Here is a 22,153-nt window from a genome sequence, read left to right as displayed (position 1 = left end):
GACTCCCGGTGGCCGTCGGGCCTTATACCACAGCGAAGGCGTCCTCTTCCGTGGCCTGTCCGTCCCCGGGCACGGTCGCTAGGGTGGGCGTCGATGGCAAAACCGGGAGGAGCTACGGACGTGGCCGAAACCACCACCGACCAGCGGCTGGACAGCGGCAAGAAGCCGGAACTCGACCTGACGGACGCGAAATGGCAGTCGAGCAGTCAGGGCAAGGGCGATGTCGAGATCGCCTTCGTGGAGGGCTACATCGCGATGCGCGACGGCCGGAACCCGGACGGCCCGGCCCTGATCTTCACCCCGGCGGAATGGCGTGCGTTCGTCCTCGGCGCGCGTGACGGCGAGTTCGACCTCACCTGAGCACCGTCTGAGCACCACCTGAGTACGGCGCGAGCCGCCCCATACCGCGGGCGGCTCGCGTTTCGTGTGCCAGGCTCGGGGTCCGCGGGCCACCGGCGTCCTGGGGCCCGTGGGCCGCCGGCGTCAGGTCAGCACGACGCAGCCCCTCTCCCGCAGCGCGCCCACCGCCGCGTGGCCGTCGTCGATGTCCATCCAGCGCAGATCCAGTTTCTCCAAGGACGGCAGTCCGGCGATCCAGCGCGGGACGTCGCGCAGCCGGTTGCCGCGCAGATCGACCTGGCGCAGCATGGGCAGCTCGCGCAGTACGTCGGGCACGGCGTCCAAGGCGTTCTCCCGCAGGTCCAGATGGCGCAGCCGCACCAGGTCGGCGGTGCCGGGCGGCAGTCCGGTCAGCCGGTTGCCGCGCAGCCACAGCTCCCGCAGCGAACCGAGCCCTCCGACGGTGTCGGGCAGCTCGGCCAGCGCGTTGTGCTGCGCGCGCAGTTCGACCAGCCCCGCCATCCGGCCCAGCTCGGCGGGGAGCCGGGTGAGCCGGTTCTCGCCGATGTTGAGATAGGCCAGCCGCGTCAGCCGGCCGAGGGCGGGCGGGAGTTCGGTGAGCCGGTTGTCGTGCAGATAGAGATAGCGGGTGAGCGCGGGCAGGTCCCCGATCTCGTCCGGCACGCCGGCCAGGCGGTTGTGGCCCAGGTCGAGGGTGTGCAGGTGCCGCAACCGCCCGACGGCGGCGGGCAGTTCGGTGAGCCCGTTGTCCGCGAGGATCAGCACGCGCAGCCCGCTGTGCCGCCAGACCTCCGGCGGCACACTGCCCAGGCCCGCCTTCCACAGGTTCACGGTCTCCGTCATGGCTGGACTCTACGGCCGCCGGTCCCGCGGCCGCCTCTCGCGGGCGGCGTCCCTACGCGGGACCCGAGGCGGCGGCCCCGACCCCCACGCCCTCCGCCGGGGCGGCGAGTCCACCGAGCGGCGTGAGGCCGGCCCAGGGGCGCTGGCGCCCCTCGCTCACGGCGGCGACGCCCCGCTCGTCGTACCGGGAGGTCTCCAGCGACCAGGTCACGTTGCCGCGCATCACGTGCCGCATCCCGTCGGTGTACAGCGCGGTGTGCCGCAGTAGTTCGCTGGAGGCTCCGGCCTCGGCCAGCACGCCGGGCAGCCGTGCCGCCAGCTCTTCGAAGTACCGGTAGCGGGAGTTCGCCAGCCCGGCGATATGGCGCACCGCTCCCTCCAGGGTGCAGCCTCCGCGCTCCCGCCACAGGATGACGCTGTTGTGCACGTCGCCCGTCGCCAGCTCCTTGTCCAGCGAGACGATGTCGTTGACGAAGATCACGACGTCGTCCGCCGCCGCGCGCATCGCGGCGAGCGGTGCGCTGTCGTGCACCGCGGGTGGCAGGGCGTATCCGTCGAAGCGCTCGTGCAGGTCGAGGCAGGTGTGGACGCCTATGGAGTGCCTCCGCACCGCCAGCAGGGCGGCCAGGGAGCGCGGGGCGGACTCGGCCTTGCCCCGGGCCTCGCGCGTATAGGCGCGTAGATAGTCGACCCAGTTGGCCCGCGTGCGGTCCCGCCAGACCTGTGGCATCCCCGAGTTGAGGCGGTGCCACAGGTCCCGGAAGCTCGCGAGCAGCGGGTCCGCGCCCACGGCGGTCGGCACCGGGCCCGGCGGCTCGTGGGTGATGCGCACGATGTCGTCCACGAGCCGGGACACGGCATCCGGCCGGCAGCCCAGCGCGCCGTCGAACTGGTCGTCGAAGACGAAGACCCAGCCGTTGATGTCGTTGGCCAGGTCGAGTTCGGCACCGGTGGCCTGCGGCCAGAACAGCGCCGACAGCCGGTCCAGGCGCAGCGCGTCGTACTCCGCGGCCGCCGCGCCGTCGGCGAACACGCCGAACCGGCCCAACCAGTCGATGGTGTGGACGCGGGCGGCTTCGCCGTCCGGGCTGACCGCACGCCCGGCAGGGATGTCGAGCAACGCGATCCGCCGCGCGAGTTCCGATCGCCGGGCTCGTGGTCGCACCGTCGTGTCCATCGTTCCCTCACCCCGCCCTCAGTCGCACGGCTGGTCAACGGCAACCGGGCGGACTGTCTGAAAATAAGCCCGGATTTCAACGAAGCCCTATCGTTACGCGATCACGGTGCGATCGAAAGTGTCATTGTCGAATTGGCGTGTGCCAGTGGCTCATGCCAGCCCGATTTCGCCCCCGGGGGTGCTACGGAGCGTCCCGCAGTACTACGCTCAGCGTTACCTGCCGAAAGGGACGGAGCATGATCGAAGGCGTGGACAGTAGGGGCCGAAGGGGCCGGAGATTACTGGAGCGCGAGTCCGAACTCGACGCGGTCGACAGCATATTGGACGACCTGTGCGGAGCCGGGGACGGCCTGGTCGGCACCGGAGGGGTGATCGCCTTCGCGGGCCCGGCGGGCGTCGGCAAGACCGTGCTCCTGGGCGAGCTGCGCCGCGGCGCGCTGGACCGCGCCTGCACCGTGTTGTCCGCGCGCGGCGGCGAACACGAGCAGGGCGTGGCCTTCCACGTCGTACGCCAACTCGTGCAGCCGCTGCTCGCCGCGGCGGCCGAGGAGGAACAACGCGCCATTCTGGGCAGTTGGTACGACATCGTGGCGCCCGCCGTCGGACTGGTGGTCCCCTCGGGCGGCGGCGCGCCCGACCCGCAGGGCGTCCGCGACGGCATCGACTGGCTCGTCACCCGCTTCGCCGTGCAGCAGGCGCCGGTCGTCATCATCCTGGACGACGCGCACTGGGCGGACGCCGAGTCCCTGGACTGGCTCACCGCGTTCGCGCCACGCACCGCCGACCTGCCGCTGCTCCTCGCCACCGGCTACCGCCCCGACGACCTGTCAGCGGACGCCGTGGCCTTCCGCAGGCTCACCGAGCGCCAGGGCTCCCGGCCGCACGTACTGGCCCCGCTGACCCCGCACGCGGTCGGCCGCCTGCTGCGCGACCGGCTCGGCGAGGACGCCGACGAGGCGTTCTGCCGGGAGTGCTGGGCCGTCACCGGCGGCAACCCGTTCGAAGTCACCGAACTGGTCGCCAAGGTCCGCGACGACGACCTCAAACCCCTGTCCGCGAACATCGCCGACCTGCGCGGACTGGTCTCCACGGCCAAGGAGAACGGCCTCAGCGCGCGGATGGAGCGGCTCGGCAGCGAGGCCGTCCGCCTCGCCATGGCCATCGCCGTGCTCGGCGCCGAGGCGACCCCGGCACTGGCCGCCAACATCGCCGCCCTCAGCGCCCAGCGGACCGCCGAGCTCATCGCGGGACTCCACGGCGCCCGGATCCTCGGCCGCGGCGGGCCCGGCCAGGACAGGGTCGAGTTCCTGCACCCGACGATCGCCACCGCCGTGTACCGGTCGATCCCGCCCGCCATGCGCGTCGCGATGCACGGCCAGGCCGCCACCGTCGTCATCGACGCCGGCCGCGGCGCGCTCGCCGCCAGCCGGCACATGCTGGAGATGCACCCCGAGGGCGACACGTGGGTGGTCAGCCAGCTCCGCGAGGCGGCCCGCGACTTCCTGCGCGCCGGCGCCCCGGACGCCGCGCGCCGCTGCCTGGAGCGGGCGCTGCGCGAGCCGCCGAGCCTGGACGACCGGGCCGCCGTGCTGTTCGAACTCGGCTGCTCCGCCGCCCTGACCGAACCCGCGACGACCGTCAACCACCTGCGGGCCGCCCTGGACGAGCCGATCCTGGACCCCGCCCTCCGCGAAGCGGTCACCGTCCGGCTCGCGCAGGCGTACGCGCACAGCGGCCGGATGGCGGAGGCGGAGCGCACCGTCGCCGAAGAGGCCCGGCGGGCCACGAGCACCAGGACCCGACTGCGGATGCAGGTCGAGCAGTTCACCTGGAACGCCTTCCGCGCCGACGAGGAGGACTCACCCGCCCGCTCCCGGCGGCTGGCCCGGCTCGTCGACCGGCTCGGCGGCCGCGGACTGGCGGAACGCTATCTGCTGGGCCTGCGGGCCTTCGACGCCGTGGTGCGCGGCGAGCCCTCCGGCACGGCCCTGCACTACGCCGAAGAGGCCCTCGGCGACGGGCTCAGCTGGACCGAGGACGACTGGGGCTTCGAGGTACCCGTCAGCGTCGCCCTCACCTTCATGTACTGCGACGAGCCCGGACGCGCCGAGGAGCTGTTCAGCGAGGGCATCGCCGCCTGCGAGCGCAAGGGCTGGCGCGGCTCCCACCTCGCCTTCGGGCTCACCCTCCTCGGCTACATCCGCTACCGCCGCGGGCGGCTCGCCGAGGCCGAGGAACTGGTGCGCGAGGGCCTGCGGATCGCCGACCGGGTAGGCACCTCCACGCCCGCCCAGTGGGCGGCGGTCGGCACCCTCGTCCAGACGCTGCTCGCCACCGGCCGAGTGGCCGAGGCCCAGGAGGTGGCCGCCGCCCACGGATACGGCCGGGTCGTCCCCGAAGCCGTGGTGTACCCGGACTCCCAGGCCGTCTACGGCGAACTGCTGCTGGCGGGCAATCTGCACCGCGAGGCACGGCAGCAGCTCACCGCGGCGGGCCGCCGGCTCGACCGGCGCGGGATGCGCAACCCCGCCTGGTGCCCCTGGCAGCTCCACCTCTCCCAGGCCCTCGCGCACACCGAACCCGACCGCGCCATGGAGGTCTCCCGGGAAGCGGTGCGCCGCGCCCGGCAGTTCGGTACCGCGTCCGCCATCGGCCAGGCCCTGCACAGCGCCGCCGCCGTGGCCAAGGGAGCCGAGCGGATCAAGCTCCTCGCGGAGGCCGTCAGCCACCTGGAGCGCTCGCCGTCCGCGTACGACCTCGCGCTGGCCCTGGTCGAGCACGGCGCCGCGCTGCGCCGGCTCGGCCTGCCCCAGGAAGCGGGCGAGCGGCTCTACCGGGGGCTGGAGGGCGCGCTGCACTGCGGCGCCGACACGCTGGTGGCCCGCGCCCGCGACGAGCTGTCCGCCATCGGGCTCCGCCCGATGCAGTTGCGCGCCGCGGAGAGCGGCACCCTCACCCGGCAGGAGCAGGCCGCCGCCGAGCGCGCAGCGGCCGGGGCGCCGGACGTCCGCATCGCGGACGAGCTGGGGATGACGGAGCAGGACGTGGCCCGGCTGCTGTCCAACGTCTACCGCAAGGTCGGCACCAACCGGTCCGGGCTCGCCACACTCATAGAGCCCGGCGCGGGCGGCGGCTGACCGGGCCGCCGACCGGCCGCGCGCGGGAGCCGTTCCGGGCCGTGCCCAGCACGGTCGCGGGCCCGTTCCGCGAGGTGGTTCCGGAGGCCGTCCCCAGGGCGGCCCCGGGCCCGCTCCCCGAGCGGTTCCGGGGCCGTTCCGCCGCGACCGCGCTCCGCCTCCCGAGCGGGCGCGGGCCGCGCTCTGCGGGCGGCTCCCGGCCGCTCCCCGCGCGGCGGCGGGCCCCGCCGGACACGTACCATGTCCCCATGTCGTTCCTCCGCCGCCGCAGCGCTCCCACACCCACCGGCCCGGACTTCGACGTCCTGGCCATGGACCCGGGCGACTGGCCCGGTGATCTCGGGGCCGGGCTGCTGCCCGCGCCGGACGGCAGCTGCCAGGGGGTCTTCCTGCGCTACGACCTGTTCGGCGGGCGCGGACCGGCGATGATCATCGGCAATCTGCCGGCGGGGTCCCCGGTCCGTGAGCTGGCCGAGGGCCAGGTGCCGTTCGAGGTCACGCAGCTGCTCACCGCCCTCGGCAACGAGGAGCCGGTGCAGGTGCTGGACACCGAGGACACCCCGGTGATGCACGAGGACAACCTGCTGATCGTGCGGCGGATCAAGATCTCCGAGAGCCGGGTCTCCTGCGTCCAGTTCGACCGCAGCGACGGCGTGCTCGTGACGATCGCCAGCTGGGACCGGCCGATCACCGACGACCTCTACCGGCTGCTCAAGCCGCTGCCCGCGGAGATGTTCCAGCAGGGCTGACCCGCGTCCGTCCCGGCAGGGCCGACCACGCGCGGCGTCCGCGCCCGGCAAGGCCGACCACGCGCGGCGCCCGCCGGACGCCGCGCGCGTGGCCGGGGCCTCACCCCGCCGAGTGACGCACCGTCACATCGGCGGCCTTCACGAACGCCACCCGATGCCCGAACTGGATCTGGTAGTACGTCTGCGCGCCCCGCACCACCTTGTGTCCGGCGGGGTCGAACGTGGTCGCCCACAGATACTCGCCGCGGGTCGCGAGCCCCAGGGCGTAGCGCTGTCCCGCGAGCAGCTTGTACGGCAGCGGCGAGACCGCCTGCACCGGGACGCCCTCCGGGTAGGCCTCCTTCTCCGGGTACGCGCGCCCGTACACCGGCACCTCGGCCGCCTCCTCCTTCGGCGTCACGACCCACCCCGCGGCGTCCACCGCGGTCGGCTGCCCCGCCGGGTTGCGGAACCACGCCTTCTGCCCCAGGTACCAGATCGCCGTCCAGTCACCGGCGCGCTCCGCGATCGCGTACCGCTGGCCCGTGGAGGCCCGCGCGCCCGTGTCGTTGACGCCGGTGGTCGACGCGCCGCCGTCGGGCCGCAGCCCGATGTCCCGCACCAGCGGCGCCGTGTCGCTCGGCGCGGTGTGCAGCCGCACCGCGCCCGAGCCGTGCGGCGGGCACGCCTCGGCGGGCTTCGCGCAGCCCGTGTACTCAGGCTGGTGCGTGTCGTAGTCGGGGCGGATGGTGACCAGGCCGCCGTGCGGCCCCGCCGTCCGGGTGAACGGCGCGCCCAGCAGCCTGAAGTAGTGCGCCCAGTCCCAGTACGGGCCGGGGTCGGTGTGCATGCCCTTGATCGCCGCGGTCAGGGTGCCCGGGACGGTGTCGTGCCCCAGGATGTGCTGCCGGTCCAGCGGGACGCCGTACTTCCACGCGAGATACCGCACCAGCCGGGCGGAGGTGCGGTACATCGCCTCCGTGTACCAGGCGTCGGGCGCCGCCAGGAACCCCTCGTGCTCCAGGCCCACGGACTTGGCGTTGACGTACCAGTTGCCCGCGTGCCAGCCGATGTCCCTGGTGGCCAGATGCTGGGCGATGTGCCCGTCGGCGGACCGCAGCGAGTAGTGCCACGACACGTACTTCGGGTCCTGCACCAGCTTCAAGGTGGTGTCCCAGGTGGCCTCGGTGTCGTGGATGACGATGTAGTCGATCTTCTGGGACACCGGGCGGCCGCCCTTGTCGTGGTTGCCGTAGTCGCCGTCCCCGAGGTCCTGGTACGGCGCCGGGATCCACTCGCACGCCACGGACCACGGGCACTCGACGCGCTCGTCGCGGGCCTCCCGTCGCAGGCCCAGCGCGCTCAGCTGCCGGGTCCTGGGGGAGAGCGAAGGGGCGGCGTCGAGCACCACCCGCTGGCCCGCCTCGGTGACACGCCGCTCGCCGTCCCGGATCACCTTGAAGACGTCGTCGGCGAAGACCGCCGCGGTGCGGGCGTCCGAGGCCCCGGAATAGTCCGCCACGGCGGCGTACCAGTCGGCGGGATCGGCGCTGAGCGGCAGCCCCAGCCTGCGCTGGGTGGCCGCCAGCAGCGCGGCGCCGCCGCGCACGTTGGCCGCCTCGTCGCCGCGCAGCGCGTCGGCGGCCAGTCCGGTCAGCTCCGCCGCCCGCTCCAGGGTGCGCAGCCGCGCCGGGAGCGCGGCCGACTCGGGCGGTTCCGGCGGCTCGGCTTCGGCGATCCGCGCCCTGCGCGCGGTGTCCCCGCGCGCGTCCTCGGTCCCGTGGCCGTGGTGCGGCGTCTCGGCCAGGGCGGTCCGCACGTCGGTGAGGTGCATCGGACCATAGCCGCCGGTGACGCTCGGCGCGCCCCGGTGCCCGTCCCAGCGGGACTCCAGATACGACACGCCCAGCAGCACGCTCTGCGGGACGTGGTACCGCTCGGCCGCGTCGGCGAAGGCCTGCTGGAGGGCGCCGGACCGCTGCGGGTCCGCCGTGGCGGACGGCGCCGCCGAGAGCAGGGGCAGCAGCAGGGCCGTGGCCGCGACGGCGCCCGCGGCCCGCAGGCCGATCGTGCGGCGGAGGGGTCCGGTACGGGCGCGTGGCTGGGGGGATCCTCGCAATGCAGCCTCCTCGGGGTGAGCCGTGCCAGGCGCCGGGTGGTACGGGCGCCGGACGGTCGGTGCGGGGCCGAACCCACTTAGAGGTAACTGCTGCCGGACGTTCCGTCAATCATGTCCGCGACAAGCGGCGTTGGCGTGTCGGCGCCCGCGCCACCGGTCCGGACCGGTGGCGCTCCTCCGTCGGTCAGCGGGTCCCGACCGCGGCCCGTACCGCACGCCGTGCGAGCGCGCAGTCGTCGTGCAGCCTGCGCAGCAGCAACCGGTGCTCCTCGCCGGCCGCGGCCGCGCCCGGCGTCACCGGAGCGGGGTCGGTCATGGTGCGCTGCACGGCCGTCTCGTACCGGCGGATCTCGCGGGTCAGTACGAGCATCAGGTTCACCAGGAAGGCGTCCCGGGCCGCCGGGCCGTCGGCCTGCGCCAGCCCGCTGATCTCGCGCCGCGCGCCGGGGGCGTCGCCCAGCGCCGTCCACAGCGTCGCCAGGTCGTACCCGGGCAGGTACCAGCCCGCGTGGTCCCAGTCGATCAGCACCGGGCCGGCCGGGGAGAGCAGGATGTTGTTGAGCAGGGCGTCGCCGTGGCAGAACTGGCCGCGGCTCTGCCGCCCGGGCGCGTGCGCCAGCCCGTGCATCAGCTTCTGGAGGTCGCCCATGTCCCGGTCGGTGAGCAGCCCCAGCTCGTGGTAGCGCGTCAGCCGCGCGCCGTAGTCGAGCGGCGCGTCGAACCGGCCGGCCGGCGGGCGCCACTCGTTCACCCGGCGGATGGCGGTGATCGCGGCGCGGATGTCCGCCCGGGGCGGCGGCTCCACCGGATGCCGCTGGGCGGCCGCGACCCGGCCGGGCATCCGCTCGATGATCAGCGTGCAGTTGTCCGGGTCCGCGGCGATCAGCCGGGGCACCCGCACCGGGGGCCGGTGCCGGACGAACGTGCGATATGCCGCTATTTCTCCTTGGAACCGCTCCGCCCACGCCGACGAGTGGTCCAGCAGGCACTTGGCCACCGCGGTGCTGCGCCCGGTGGTGCCCACCAGGAGTACGGTCCGCCCGCTCCGGCGGAGCACCTGGACGGGGTTGAACTCCGGGCAGATCCGGTGCACCGCGGTGATCGCCGTGCGCAGCTGCGCGCCCTGCGGACCGGACAGGTCGAGCCGTCCGCCGAGTGGCTGCGGCGCGAGTGCCGGGGCTCGCCGTGCCCGTCCGCCATGGGTGGGGTCGAGGAAGGGCCCTCCGCCGGGGTGCGGTTGGCGGTACGGCCGGGATGGAGCGGACACGGAGGACGATGCTGCGTACATGGGCAATACAGATCCCTTCGCGTGCCGACGAGTTGCGTGCGTCCCCGGCCCCGGGCCGCGAGGCCGCACCCTGGGGAATGCGGTCCGGCCGCCGGGCCGGGGGGCGCGTTCCTACACCACACCCCGCCGCGGGTGGCGCACCAAATGGCGGGGGGTAGCGAACCCTGGCGAATAGTCGCGTGGCCCGTGACAGGTGGTTAATGTCGAAACCAGCCGAGGAACCTGGGGGCTTGACGTGACGAGGGAACCCAACGCCCGACTTGCGGACCTGTTCGGTCTCGCCGGATGGTCCAAGGGAGAGCTCGCGAGGCTCGTGAACCGGAAAGCGGCAGCCATGGGCTATCCGCAACTGGCGACCGACACCTCCCGGGTCCGGCGCTGGATCGAGACCGGCGAGACGCCGCGCGATCCCGTGCCGAAGGTCTTGGCAACCCTGTTCACCGAGCGTCTCGGTCGTGTTGTGACCACCGAGGACCTCGGTTTCGGGCGACAACGACGCACGGGGAGAAGGAAGTCCGGCGACTCCCTGCCCTGGGCGCCCGATCGTGTGGCCGGGGTCCTCACCGAATTCACGGGAATGGACCTTATGTTCAACCGACGCGGCTTGGTGGGCGCCGGAGCGGCGCTCGCCGCGGGCTCAGTACTCAGCAACGCCATGTACGACTGGCTGCACACCGACCCTGCCCTCGCCACCGACGCTCCCCGCCTGGACACCCCTCTGAACGCCGATCCGGCGGGCTTCGACCCCTATGAGGCGGCGCCCGTCGGCTCCACGGAAGTCGCCGCGCTGGAGCGCTCGGTGGACATCTTCCGCGCCTGGGACGCGTCCCGCGGCGGCGGGCTCCAGCGCAAGGCGGTGGTGGGCCAGCTCAACGAGGTGGGAGGCATGCTCTCCTTCCGCCATCCCGACCATCTGCAACGCAGGCTGTGGGGAGTCGCCGCCGATCTCGCGGTGCTCGCCGGCTGGATGTCGCACGACGTCGGCCTGGAGCCGACGGCGCAGAAGTACTTCCTCATCGCCGCGCACGCCGCCCGGGAGGGCGGGGACCGGCCGCGCGCCAGCGAGGCCCTGTCCCGCGGCGCCCGGCAGATGGTGCACCTCGGCCGGCCCGACGACGCGCTCGACCTGATGAAGTTGGCCAAGTCCGGGGCGGGGGAGGAGACCCTGCCGCGCACCCGCGCCATGTTCGCCACGATCGAGGCCTGGGCGCAGGCGGTCAAGGGCAACGGCCAGGCGGTGCGCCGCACCCTGGGCGAGGCGGAGGAGCTGTTCGTCTCCGACAAAGGGGATGTGCCGCCGCCGAGTTGGATGCAGCTGTTCAACGAAGCGGATCTGCACGGTATGGAGGGGCTGGTCTACCGCACGCTGGCGGAGCACGAGCCCGCCGCGTCCGGGGTCGCGCAGCACCACGCCAAGTTGGCGCTGGAGATGCGCGAAGGCGGCCGGGAGCGCTCGACGATCTTCGATCACATCTCGATCGCGTCCTCGTGCTTCCTCGCCGACGACCCGGAGCAGGCGGACCGGTACGCCCGGATGGCGCTGCTGTCGATCGGGGACAACTCCTCGCACCGCACCTGGGACCGGCTGCGGGAGATGTACCGGCTCACCGGCCAGTACGCCACCAGCGGCAAGATCAAGGAGCTGCGCGAGGAGATCCGGCTGGCGGACCCGAAGGGTCAGGGACAGGGCCACGGCGGGACCGCGACCGTGTGAGCGGAGCGGTCAGTGCGCCCCGGGCGGTCGGTCCGCCGAGTGGTGCGGTCAGTCCGAGAAGACGCGTGCGACCAGGACACACGCGTCGTCCTCGCGCTCCTCGTCACCGAACGCCTCGACCACGGTCCGTACGCACTCCTGGGCGCTGCGCGCGGCGGTGAGCCGTGGCGCGAGCTCCAGCAGCCGCTCGGTGCCCGCGTCCGTGTCCAGGTCGGGGCCGCGCGGTGCGAGGCCGTCGGTGCGCAGCACCAGCAGGTCGCCCGGCTCCAGCCGCTCGACAGCCTGGGTGTACGTCGCACCGGAGGTGGCGCCGAGCAGCACGCCGTCGGGCGACGGCAGCGCGCGCCCCGTCCCGTCGCGGAAGTGCAGCGGGGCGGGGTGTCCGGCCTGCGCCCAGACCAGGGTGCGGGTGTCCGGGGCGTACAGCGCGCAGACCGCACTGCCGAGCGCGGGCTGCGAGGAGCTGTCGAGAAGCTGGTTGAGGTGGCTCATCAGCGCGCCGGGCTCGACCCCGGCCACGGCCATCCCGCGCAGCGCGCCGAGCAGCATCGCCATGCCGGTGGTGGCGGCGACGCCGTGCCCGGTGAGGTCGCCGACGCTCAGCAGCGTCCTGCCGCTGGGCAGGGGCAGCGCGTCGTACCAGTCGCCGCCGATCAGCGCGCTGGTCGCGGAGGGGAGGTAGTGGGCGGCGAGGTCGAGGGCGGCCGTTCCGCCGTGCGGGAGCCGCAGGGAACCGCGCCACGGCGGGAGGACGGCCTCCTGCAGTTCGACCGCCAGCCGGTGCTCGGTCTGCGCGAAGTGCCGATGGCGGCGCAGCGAGTCATGGGTCTCGCGCACCGCGAGCTGACTGCGGCGCAGGTCGCTGACGTCCCGCAGCACCGCCCACAGGGAGGCCGTGCAGCCGTCGTGGTCGAGCACCGGTTCGCCCACCATGTGCACCGTGCGCGTCTCGGCGTCGGCGCGCACGATGCGGAACTCTCCGTCGATCGGTTTGCCGTCGACCAGGCAGCCGGTCACCAGTGAGGTCAGCACCTGCTGGTCGTCGGGGTGGAGCCAGGAGGGGAGCTCGTCCAGGGTCAGGCCGCCCTCGATCGGGTCCCGGCCGAAGATCCGGCACAGCTCGTCGGACCAGTCCGCCTCGTCGGTGAGGAAGTTCCACTCGGCGCTGCCGACCCGGCTGTGCGGCGTGCCGCGCTCCGCGGGCTCGTCCCAGGGGCCGGTCCCCAGCTCCGGCTCGCCGTACTCGCCGGGGAGCCCGTCCCGCAGCTGGCCGAGCTGGACGCCGAGGTCGTCCAGGTGGTGCACCGCCAGATCGCACAGGGCGCGCTGCCAGCGCAGCCGCGAGTCGTCCAGACCCGGGAACTCCGTGGTCGCGGTGTCCCGCCGCACGGCGTTCACGCCGCCGCGCAGCTGCCGGGTCTGCGAGATCAGGGCGTCGACTGTGCCGCGCTCGGGTGGCTGGGCGGCGGGGTGGTCCGCAGAGCGTGGGGACGGCATGAACGTACTCCGATACGGGCGCGGCGCGGCCAGGTCTGGCGGAAGGGCCGGTAAGGACCGGTTACGACTGTTGCACACGCTGCGACATCGCGTAAGGGATTCTGCAATACCCGATACGGTGGTGCTGCTGGCATATGCCACCGGCCTTCCTGAGGCAAGTCGGTACACGACTCGGCGGAGCGAGCCATTCCGGGTAGGCTGCGGCGCTCGGGAACCCGCTGCCCATGCCGTTCATCAGGCATACCACGGCCGGACACCGGCAAGAATGCCGGTCGACGGAAATCCCGTTGCCAGCGAATCACACCGCACCGGATGCTGACCTCATGTTCGATCCAGACATAGCGCCCAGCGGCACCCTGCTCGGCCTCCTGCAGCGAGGCCGCGGCGACGGGACCCTGCACGCCCTCGCCGCGCCGCGGGCCGAGGCGCTCGCGGCCCTGCACCACTGCGTGCTGCGCGACCCCCGCCGCGACTGGCAGGTCGAGAACCGCTCGCTGTACTACGCCCGGCTCTGCCGGGAACTGCGCGCCGACCTCGACGAAATCGAACAGCACCTCTTTCACCCCGACGATCTACTCGACACCGCGGAGGAGCGCACCGGGCTCGCCCTGTCCGTCCTGGGCCATCTCACCTCCTACGGCCGCCACGACGCCCTGCTGCTCCTGCGCCGCTACGCCGCCACCGGCGCGAACTGGGCCTGGGCCCTGGACGAGCTGGCCCTGCGCGACGACGACACCGGCCTGCGCGCCCTCGGCCCCGCCGTGCTCGACCGCTTCCCCCGCACCCCGGAAGGCGACGCGGAACTGGCCGCCGCCGCCCGCGGCGCCTACGAGCCCCGCCCCTGGCGGCTGTGGGCCGACGACCCCGTACACGGGACGCGGGTCCGCGCCGCGCAGGAACGCAGCGCGTTCGACCGCTGGCAGCGACAGCTGCGCCCGTCGGGCCCACGCCCCGGCTGGAGCGTCCACGACGTCCTGCAGTGGGCGCAGGAGGAACACGACGCCAGCCCCGGGGCCCGGCGCTCCGACGCGGCCGCCCGCTGCCTGGCCGCCGTGGCGGGCCCCGAGGACCGCCCCGAACTGCTCGCCGCCGCCGCCTCCGGCCCCGACGCGGCACGCGCCGCCGCGCTGCGCCACCTCGCCGAGACCGGCGACCCCGAAGTCCTCGACCTCATCGAGGCCGCGGCCACCGGCCCCGCCCCCGAACTGGTGACCCAGGCGGCCCTGACCGCGTTCGAGCGCATGCGCAGCATCGCCGCACTGGACCGCGCCCGCCTCTGGGCCCAGCGGCCCGACGCGCTCGGCGATGCCGCCGCCGCGATGCTCGCCTGCCGCGGCGGCCAGTACGACTCCGGCCTGGTCCTCGCCGCACTGCGCAGGACCGTCCGGGGCGAAGGCCCCGACGCCCAGACCCTGTGGGCCCTCGTCGAAGGCGCCGGACGGCTGTCCATCGGCTGCGCGGCCCCCGTCCTTCGGCACATCTACCGCGAGACCTCCTCCTCCCACCTGCGCGGCCTCGCGGCCCACGCCCTCGCCGCCACCGACCCCTCCTTCGCCGCGGGCTTCGCCGTCGAGTGCCTGTGGGACTGCGAGGAGAGCACCCGCGAACTGGCCGCCCGGCAGGCCGCCACCGCCGACTCCCGCGTCATGGACCAGCTCCGCAGACTGGCCGCCGACCCGGCGGAGGAGGCCGAGGTCCAGACGGCGGTACGCAGCCGCTTCGGACCTCCCGGCGGGGGACCGACGACCGCCTGACCCCGGTGCGCGGTTCGGTGCCGCCGGCGTGCGCGGACCGGTGGTCGCGGTGCGCTTGCCGTCTGTGGGCCGGGTGCGCACCGAGGTTCCCCCAGCGGCCGCGCTGGGGAGCCCCAGAGTGGCCCCGGCCCAGCCACTCGGCAGGCGCCCGAGCGGCCACCGGGCCGCAGACGCCGGCGGACGGTCAACCTGCCACCGGGGGTGGCGCCCCACGGAACCTCGCCGGGAGGCGCACCGCGTAGGCCAACGCTCATGGGACGTTCCCCGCCCGGAAAGATGCGCGCTGCCGGGGCTACCCCTGGTGCGCCGACAACAGCGGTATGCGTGTCGCCATAGTGACCGAATCCTTTCCGCCCGACGTCAACGGCGTCGCCCACTGCGCCCTGCAAACCGCCCGGCACCTCCGACGGCGCGGCCACCACCCGCTCGTCATCGCCCCCGCCGGGCCCCAGGACGCCCCCGCGGTCCCCGACACCGAGGACCCCTGCCCCGTCATCCGCATCCCGTCCCTGCCGCTGCCCGGATATCCCCAGGTCCGCGTCGCCCTCCCCAGCCGCCGCCTCGCCTCCGCCCTGACCGAGCACCGCACCGACCTCGTCCACCTCGCCAGCCCCTTCGTCCTCGGTGCCCGCGGAATGACCGCCGCGCTGCGCCTGCGCATCCCCGCGGTCGCCGTCTACCAGACCGATCTCGGCGGCTACGCGCGCACCTATCTCGGCGCGGGGGAGAACGCCGCCTGGCGGCGCATACGGGCCGTGCACACCGCCGCCGACCGCACCCTGGCCCCCTCCACGGCCGCCGCCCGCGATCTCGACGAACACGGTGTGCCGCGCGTACGGCTGTGGCCGCGCGGCGTCGACACCGACCGCTTCCACCCGCTGCGCAGGGACATCGCGCTGCGCCGCACCCTCGCCCCCGCCGGCGAACTCCTCGTCGGCTACGTCGGCAGGCTCGCCCCCGAGAAGAGCGTGCACCTCCTCGCCCCCCTGTGCGCGCTCCCCGGAGTCCGCGTGGTGGTCGTCGGCGACGGCCCCAGCGAACCCGCGCTGCGCGCCGCCCTGCCCGGGGCGCACTTCCTCGGCCGCCGTACCGGCACCGAACTCGCCCGGATCTTCGCCTCACTGGACGTCTTCGCGCACACCGGCGCACAGGAGACGTTCTGCCAGACCGTGCAGGAGGCGCAGGCGTCCGGCGTCCCGGTGGTCGCCCCCGCCGCGGGCGGCCCCCTGGACCTGGTCGAGCACGGCCGTACGGGACTGCTGGTACCGCCCGGCGACGCGGACGCCGTGCGTGACACGATCGCGCTGCTCGCCGCGGACCCGCGTCTTCGCGCACACCTGGCCCACGAGGGGCGGGCCGCCGTGGCGGACCGCACCTGGGCCGCCGTCGGCGACCAGCTCCTCGACCACTACGCCGAGGTGCTGGCGGCCCGTACGGCGGTGGCGGCGTGAACGGCGTACACAGTCCTCAGACGGCACCGGCACCGGTCGCAGCCGTGGCACCGGCGCCGGCACCCGCCTCGGCCTCGGGACCTGCCCCGGCCCCTGCCCCGGCTCCGCTGCGCATCGTCCGGCTCGCCAACTTCGTCACCCCCGCGTCCGGCGGACTCCGTACCGCCCTGCGCGAACTGGGCGCCGGCTACCGGGCCGCCGGCCACGAACCCGTCCTCGTCGTGCCCGGCGAACGGTTCTCGGACACGGACACCGAACAGGGCCGGGTCATCACCGTGCCGGGCCCGCGCGTCCCCGGCACCGGCGGCTACCGGGTCCTCACCGACCGGCGGCGGCTCACCCGGCTGCTGGAGGCGCTCGCGCCCGACCGGCTTGAGGTGTCCGACCGTACGACGCTGCGCTGGACCGGGGAGTGGGCCCGCCGCGCCCGCGTACCGGCCGTGATGGTCTCCCACGAGAGCGCCGACGGCGTGCTGCGCACCTGGGGCGTGCCCGAGGCCGCGGCCCGCCACGTCGCCGACCGGCTCAACCTCCGTACCGCGCACGCCTATTCGCGGGTCCTGTGCACCACCGAGTGGGCGGCCCGCGAGTTCGTACGGATCGGCACGCGCAACCTCGTGCACGCGCCCCTCGGGGTGGACCTCGACTGTTTCCACCCCGCCCGGCACAGCGCGTCGCTGCGCGCCCACCACGCGCCCGACGGCGGCGTCCTGCTCGTCATGTGCTCGCGGCTCTCCCCCGAGAAGCGGCCGGGCCATGCCCTGGACGCGCTCGCCGAACTGCGGCGGCGCGGTGTGCCCGCGACGCTCGTGGTGGCGGGCGACGGTCCGCTGCGCACCCGGCTGGAGAGCCGCGCCCGGGAGGAGGGGCTGCCCGCCGAGTTCCTGGGCCATGTCGCGGACCGGGGTGCGCTCGCCGCTCTTCAGGCCAGCGCGGACCTCGTCCTCGCCCCGGGCCCGGCGGAGACGTTCGGACTGGCGGCGCTGGAGGCGCTGGCCTGCGGTACGCCCGTGGTGGTGAGCGCCCTGTCCGCCCTCCCGGACATCGTCGGCCCGGCGGGCGAGACGGCCGCCGACCAGGGGGACCTCGTGGGGGTACCGCCTGGGGGCACCTCCCAGCGGCCGCGCTGGGGGAGGAGCCTGGGGGAGGTAGCTGGGGGAGGCCCGGCCTTCGCGGACGCGGCAGAGCGACTCCTGGCCCGCCCCGCTTCCGACCGCCGCGCGTCGGCCCGCGCACGAGCCGAACGCTACGGCTGGCCGACGGCCGTCGCCGCGTTTCTGAGCGCGCACGACGCCCCGCCGCTCCGCGATCCGCGATGACCGCCGACCCGGCAACGCCCCACGCTCCACCGCCGCGGCGTGTCGCGCCACCGGTGCTGCGGTTCGTCGCCCTGGGAGACTCCCTCACCGCGGGGTTCGGCGACCCCGTACCCGGTGGTGGCTGGCGGGGCTGGGCCGTGTTGCTGGCGGACGGGCTCGTGGCCCGCCCGGGGCGCGTCGAGTTGGTCAACGTCGCCCTGAGCGGCGCCCTGACCGCCGACGTCGCCGGTTCCCAGCTCACCGCCGCGCGCCGGCTCCGCCCCGGCCTCGCCTCCGTCGTGGCCGGGGCCAACGACACCCTGCGGGCCGCCTTCGACATCCGGCGGGTCGCCGACGCGTTCGACCTGGCCATCGGCACCCTCACCGCCGACGGCGCCGTCGTCCTCACCGCGTGCCTGCCCGACCCCGGCCGGATGCTGGGGCTGCCCGCGCCGCTCGCCCGCCCGCTGCGGCGCCGTATGGAGGCGGTGAACACCGTGGTGCACGTCCTGTCACGGCGGTACGGGGCCGTGCACGTCCATCTCGCGGACCATCCCTGGACCGCGCGGCGGGCCGCGTGGAGCGTGGACCGGCTGCATCCGAGCGAACTCGGACACCGGCTGCTGGCCCGGGAGTTCCACACGGCGCTCGCCGCGCGCGGTCTCGCGACCGGCGATCCGCCCGCGGCGTGTTCCCAAGGGCCGCCGCCCTCGCGCGCGGCCGCCGCCCGGTGGATGGCGACCCGCGGCACCCGCTGGATCGCCGACCGCTGCACCGACCTCCTCCCGGCGCTTCTCGGGTTGGCCGTACGCGAGAGCCGTCACCTACTGCTGGGCACCGACCGCCGCCTGGACCTGCGCGCCCGCAGAGCGACCCGCGCCGCGCTCGCCGACCTGGCGCGGCGGCGACACGCCCGTACCGCCCCGCCCGAGTCCCGCCCCGACAGGCCGGACGCCGCCCCACCCGAGCCCCCCGCGCCGGATCCCACCCCGCCCGAGCCCCGTCCCGACACACAGGTTGCCGCGCCGTCCACGCCCCACACGCCGGATCTCATCCCGCCCCCGTCCCGTCCCGACACGCCGGACGCCGCCCCGCCCGAGCCCCGCCCCGACGCCCCGGGCGCTGCGACAATGACGGGGTGACGACCGGACGCTGGGAATTCTGGATCGACCGTGGCGGCACCTTCACCGACGTCATCGGCAAGCGCCCCGACGGCCGCCTCGTCACCCGCAAAGTGCTCTCGCACCACCCCGAACGCACGCAGGACGCCGCCGTCCACGGCATCCGGCAGACCCTGGGGCTGCGCCCCGGCGAGCCCGTTCCGGCCGAGTCGGTCTCCGTCGTCAAGATGGGCACGACCGTCGCCACCAACGCCCTGCTGGAGCGGACCGGCGAACCCACCGTCCTGGTCGTCACCCAAGGGTTCCGGGACGCCCTGCGCATCGCCTACCAGAACCGCCCACGGCTGTTCGACCGCCGGATCCTGCTGCCCGAGGCGCTGTACGACCGGGTCGTGGAGATCCCGGAGCGGGTCGACGCACACGGCGAGGTCGTGACGCCCCTGGACCTGGACTCCGCCACCGAGGCGCTGCGCGCCGCCCACCGCGACGGGTTCCGCAGCGCCGCCGTCGTCCTGCTGCACGGCTACCGCCACACCGCCCACGAGCGGGCGGTCTGCGCCGTCGCCCGGGACCTCGGCTTCACCCAGGTCAGCTGCTCGCACGAGGTCAGCCCACTGATGAGGCTCGTGCCGCGCGGCGACACCACGGTGGTCGACGCCTACCTCTCGCCGATCCTGCGCCGCTACGTCGACGACGTGGCCGGGGAACTGCGCGGCATCCGGCTGATGTTCATGCAGTCCAACGGCGGGTTGCGCGAGGCCGCCCACTTCCGGGGCAAGGACGCCGTGCTGTCGGGCCCCGCGGGCGGCGTCGTCGGCATGGCGCGGTCCTCCGCCGAAGCCGGATTCGACCGGGTCATCGGCTTCGACATGGGCGGCACCTCCACCGATGTGTCGCACTACGCCGGGGAGTTGGAGCGCGTCTTCGGCACCGAGGTCGCCGGGGTGCGGATGCGCGCCCCCATGATGAACATCCACACGGTCGCCGCGGGCGGCGGCTCCGTCCTCCACTTCGACGGGCGCCGCTACCGCGTCGGCCCGGACTCCGCCGGTGCCGTGCCGGGGCCCGCCTGCTACCGCCGTGGCGGCCCACTGACCGTCACCGACGCCAACCTGATGCTCGGCCGCGTCCAGGCCGCCCGCTTCCCCCGCGTCTTCGGCCCGCACGGCGACCAGCCGCTCGACGCCGAGCTGGTACGGGAGCGCTTCGCCGCCCTCGCCGAGGAGATCACCCGGGCCACCGGCGACCGGCGCGGGCCCGAGGAGGTCGCCCGGGGCTTCCTCGACATCGCCGTGCTCAACATGGCCACCGCCGTCAAGAAGATCTCCGTGCAGCGCGGCCACGACGTCACGCGCTACGCCCTGACCAGCTTCGGCGGCGCGGGCGGCCAGCACGCGTGCGCCGTCGCCGACGTGCTGGGCGTGAACACCGTGCTCGTACCGCCGCTTGCGGGCGTGCTGTCCGCGTACGGCATCGGCGTCGCGGACGCCACCGCCATGCGCGAGCAGGCGGTGGAGACCGAGCTGACCGACGACGCGCTGCCCCGCATCCGCGAGCTGTGCGCGGACCTCGCCGAGCGCACCCGCGCCGAACTCGTCGCCGACGGCGTGCCGCGTGAGTCCATCGGCACCTCGGCCCGCGTCCACCTGCGCTACGCGGGCACCGACGCCGCGATCCCCGTGCCCCTGGACGCCGCCGCCGCGATGCGCGCGGAGTTCGTCCGCGTCCATCGCGCCCGCTACGCCTTCACCATGGACAAACCGCTGGTCGCCGAGGCCGTGTCGGTGGAGGCGACCGGCCCGGCGGGCGGCACCCGCGCGCACCCGGTCAGGTCCCCGGAGACGGCCGCCGCACCGGCGACCGTCCGGATGTTCACCGAGGGCGCCTGGCAGGACACCCGGCTCCACGAACGCGCCGCGCTGCGCCCCGGCGACACCGTCACCGGGCCCGCGATCATCGCCGAGGAGGACGCCACCACCGTCGTCGACCCCGGATGGCGGGCGGCGGTGGGCGACCGCGGCCATCTCCTGCTGACCCGCGTGACGCCCCGGCCGCGCACCGTCGCGGTCGGCACCGACGTCGACCCGGTGCTGCTGGAGGTCTTCAACAGCCTCTTCATGGCCATCGCCGAGCAGATGGGGGTGCGCCTGGAGAACACCGCGCACTCCGTCAACATCAAGGAGCGGCTCGACTTCTCCTGTGCCCTGTTCGACGTGGAAGGCAACCTCATCGCCAACGCCCCGCACATCCCCGTGCACCTCGGCTCGATGGGGGAGTCCATCAAGGAGGTGCTGCGGCGCAGGCGGGGCGACCTGCGGCCGGGCGACGTCTACGCGATCAACGATCCGTACCACGGCGGCACGCACCTGCCCGACGTCACCGTGGTCACCCCGGTCTTCGACGCGGACGGCACGGACCTGCTCTTCCTCGTCGCCTCGCGCGGCCACCACGCCGAGATCGGCGGCATCACCCCGGGCTCCATGCCCGCGTTCAGCCGCACCATCGAGGAGGAGGGCGTCCTCTTCGACAACTGGCTGCTGGTACGGGACGGACAACTGCGCGAGGCGCAGACCCGGGCGCTGCTCACCGCCGGCCCGTACCCCTCCCGCGCCCCCGACGCCAACCTCGCCGACCTGCGCGCCCAGATCGCGGCCAACGAGAAGGGCATCCACGAACTGCGCCGCATGATCGAGCAGTTCGGGCTCGACGTGGTGCGGGCCTACATGCGGCATGTGCGGGACAACGCCGAGGAGTCGGTCCGCCGCACCATCGCCACGCTCCACGACGGCTCGTACCGCTACGAGACCGACAGCGGCGCGGTCATCCAGGTGGCGGTCCGGGTCGACCGCCGGGCCCGGTCGGCGGTGCTGGACTTCACCGGCACCTCCCCGCAGCAGCCCGGTAACGCCAACGCGCCCAGCTCGGTGGTGATGGCCGCCGTGCTGTACGTCTTCCGGACCCTGGTCGCCGAGGACATCCCGCTCAACAGCGGCTGCCTCGAACCGCTCCAGGTCCGCATCCCCGAGGGCTGCATGCTCGCCCCCGGCTACCCGGCGGCCACCGTCGCGGGCAACGTGGAGACCTCGCAGGCGGTCACCGGCGCGCTGTACGCGGCGCTCGGCGTCCAGGCCGAGGGCTCCGGCACCATGAACAACGTCACCTTCGGCAACGACCGCGTGCAGTACTACGAGACCGTGGCCAGCGGCTCCGGCGCCGGCGACGGGTTCGACGGCGCCGACGCCGTACAGACGCACATGACCAACTCCCGGCTCACCGACCCCGAGGTGCTGGAGTGGCGCTACCCGGTACGGGTCGAGAGCTTCGCGGTACGGGAGGGCAGCGGCGGCCGCGGCCGGTGGCGCGGCGGAAACGGCGTCACCCGGCGCATCCGCTTCCTGGAGCCGATGACGCTGGCCCTGCTGACCGGCCACCGGCGGGTCGCGCCGTACGGCATGGCGGGCGGCGAACCCGGCGCCCCCGGCCGCAACCGGCTCGAACGCGCCGACGGCACGGTCGAGGAACTGGCGGGCTGCGACACCGCCGAGGCCGCACCCGGCGACGTCCTGGTCATCCGGACCCCGGGCGGCGGCGGCTACGGAACCCCTGAATGACCGTCAGACGCTCCCTGGACGACCGACAGGCATCCTGAATGACCATCAGACACCC

At 74.4% G+C, this 22,153-nt stretch carries 14 protein-coding genes; 9 read left to right on the top strand and 5 right to left on the bottom strand.

Features of this window, described 5'->3' with window-relative positions:
• Positions 1-93: 93 nt before the first annotated feature.
• Positions 94-360 (top strand): DUF397 domain-containing protein, encoded by a 267-nt coding sequence (locus ACQUSR_RS03470; protein ID WP_431041035.1) that lies wholly within the window; start codon positions 94-96, stop codon positions 358-360.
• A 123-nt stretch (positions 361-483) separates the two neighbouring features.
• On the opposite strand, the gene ACQUSR_RS03465 is transcribed toward ACQUSR_RS03470, so the two are convergent.
• Positions 484-1,203: a leucine-rich repeat domain-containing protein gene (locus ACQUSR_RS03465; protein WP_431041034.1), complete on the bottom strand. Its 720-nt coding sequence runs from the start codon at positions 1,201-1,203 to the stop codon at positions 484-486.
• 52 nt (positions 1,204-1,255) lie between these two features.
• On the bottom strand, positions 1,256-2,380 hold the full coding sequence (locus ACQUSR_RS03460; protein ID WP_431041033.1) for an isoafricanol synthase: 1,125 nt from the start codon (positions 2,378-2,380) through the stop codon (positions 1,256-1,258).
• A gap of 248 nt (positions 2,381-2,628) precedes the next feature.
• Here ACQUSR_RS03460 and ACQUSR_RS03455 point away from each other — a divergent pair, with 248 nt between their 5' ends.
• Both ACQUSR_RS03455 and ACQUSR_RS03450 read left to right on the top strand, forming a co-directional pair.
• Complete coding sequence (locus ACQUSR_RS03455) at positions 2,629-5,517, top strand: ATP-binding protein (RefSeq protein WP_431041032.1); 2,889 nt, start codon at positions 2,629-2,631, stop codon at positions 5,515-5,517.
• 248 nt (positions 5,518-5,765) lie between these two features.
• Entirely contained in the window at positions 5,766-6,266 is a 501-nt protein-coding gene (locus ACQUSR_RS03450) for a hypothetical protein (protein ID WP_431041031.1), read from the top strand.
• A 100-nt stretch (positions 6,267-6,366) separates the two neighbouring features.
• On the opposite strand, the gene ACQUSR_RS03445 is transcribed toward ACQUSR_RS03450, so the two are convergent.
• Together ACQUSR_RS03445 and ACQUSR_RS03440 are read right to left on the bottom strand one after the other, a co-directional pair.
• Positions 6,367-8,364, bottom strand: a complete 1,998-nt coding sequence (locus ACQUSR_RS03445; protein ID WP_431041030.1) for an N-acetylmuramoyl-L-alanine amidase — start codon at positions 8,362-8,364, stop codon at positions 6,367-6,369.
• 184 nt (positions 8,365-8,548) lie between these two features.
• Positions 8,549-9,652, bottom strand: coding sequence for an aminoglycoside phosphotransferase family protein (locus tag ACQUSR_RS03440; protein ID WP_431041029.1), 1,104 nt, complete (start codon positions 9,650-9,652; stop codon positions 8,549-8,551).
• 235 nt (positions 9,653-9,887) lie between these two features.
• Between ACQUSR_RS03440 and ACQUSR_RS03435 the strand changes: the two genes are divergently transcribed.
• Positions 9,888-11,366: a DNA-binding protein NsdB gene (locus tag ACQUSR_RS03435; protein WP_431041028.1), complete on the top strand. Its 1,479-nt coding sequence runs from the start codon at positions 9,888-9,890 to the stop codon at positions 11,364-11,366.
• Between the two features lie 48 nt (positions 11,367-11,414).
• On the opposite strand, the gene ACQUSR_RS03430 is transcribed toward ACQUSR_RS03435, so the two are convergent.
• A complete protein-coding gene (locus ACQUSR_RS03430) occupies positions 11,415-12,863 on the bottom strand; it encodes a PP2C family protein-serine/threonine phosphatase (protein ID WP_431041027.1) in 1,449 nt (482 codons plus the stop codon).
• 323 nt (positions 12,864-13,186) lie between these two features.
• On the opposite strand from ACQUSR_RS03430, the gene ACQUSR_RS03425 reads away from it, so the two are divergent.
• The 5 genes from ACQUSR_RS03425 to ACQUSR_RS03405 all read left to right on the top strand — a co-directional run bounded on the left by ACQUSR_RS03425 (position 13,187) and on the right by ACQUSR_RS03405 (position 22,098).
• Complete coding sequence (locus ACQUSR_RS03425) at positions 13,187-14,617, top strand: HEAT repeat domain-containing protein (RefSeq protein ID WP_431041026.1); 1,431 nt, start codon at positions 13,187-13,189, stop codon at positions 14,615-14,617.
• A 320-nt stretch (positions 14,618-14,937) separates the two neighbouring features.
• Complete coding sequence (locus ACQUSR_RS03420) at positions 14,938-16,068, top strand: glycosyltransferase family 4 protein (RefSeq protein WP_431041025.1); 1,131 nt, start codon at positions 14,938-14,940, stop codon at positions 16,066-16,068.
• Positions 16,069-16,112: 44 nt separating this feature from the next.
• On the top strand, positions 16,113-17,387 hold the full coding sequence (locus ACQUSR_RS03415; RefSeq protein ID WP_431041024.1) for a glycosyltransferase: 1,275 nt from the start codon (positions 16,113-16,115) through the stop codon (positions 17,385-17,387).
• Between the two features lie 53 nt (positions 17,388-17,440).
• Positions 17,441-18,508 carry an SGNH/GDSL hydrolase family protein gene (locus tag ACQUSR_RS03410; RefSeq protein ID WP_431041023.1) on the top strand — a complete coding sequence of 356 codons (1,068 nt, stop codon included), beginning with the start codon at positions 17,441-17,443 and terminating at the stop codon, positions 18,506-18,508.
• A complete protein-coding gene (locus ACQUSR_RS03405) occupies positions 18,505-22,098 on the top strand; it encodes a hydantoinase B/oxoprolinase family protein (protein WP_431041022.1) in 3,594 nt (1,197 codons plus the stop codon). Before ACQUSR_RS03410 ends, ACQUSR_RS03405 begins: the two co-directional genes overlap by 4 nt.
• Positions 22,099-22,153: the final 55 nt, after the last annotated feature.

This window comes from Streptomyces sp. P1-3 (genome assembly GCF_050613155.1).
Lineage (GTDB): Bacteria > Actinomycetota > Actinomycetes > Streptomycetales > Streptomycetaceae > Streptomyces.
This window is presented reverse-complemented; position numbering and strand designations above follow the sequence as displayed.

Bases quoted from the DNA above. Each gene is read 5' to 3' on its own strand.
- ACQUSR_RS03465 (WP_431041034.1), bottom strand. From the start codon at position 1,203: ATGACGGAGACCGTGAACCTGTGGAAGGCGGGCCTGGGCAGTGTGCCG.
- ACQUSR_RS03440 (WP_431041029.1), bottom strand. From the start codon at position 9,652: ATGTACGCAGCATCGTCCTCCGTGTCCGCTCCATCCCGGCCGTACCGC.
- ACQUSR_RS03420 (WP_431041025.1), top strand. From the start codon at position 14,938: ATGCGTGTCGCCATAGTGACCGAATCCTTTCCGCCCGACGTCAACGGC.
- ACQUSR_RS03450 (WP_431041031.1), top strand. From the start codon at position 5,766: ATGTCGTTCCTCCGCCGCCGCAGCGCTCCCACACCCACCGGCCCGGAC.
- ACQUSR_RS03470 (WP_431041035.1), top strand. From the start codon at position 94: ATGGCAAAACCGGGAGGAGCTACGGACGTGGCCGAAACCACCACCGAC.
- ACQUSR_RS03425 (WP_431041026.1), top strand. From the start codon at position 13,187: ATGTTCGATCCAGACATAGCGCCCAGCGGCACCCTGCTCGGCCTCCTG.
- ACQUSR_RS03460 (WP_431041033.1), bottom strand. From the start codon at position 2,380: ATGGACACGACGGTGCGACCACGAGCCCGGCGATCGGAACTCGCGCGG.
- ACQUSR_RS03430 (WP_431041027.1), bottom strand. From the start codon at position 12,863: ATGCCGTCCCCACGCTCTGCGGACCACCCCGCCGCCCAGCCACCCGAG.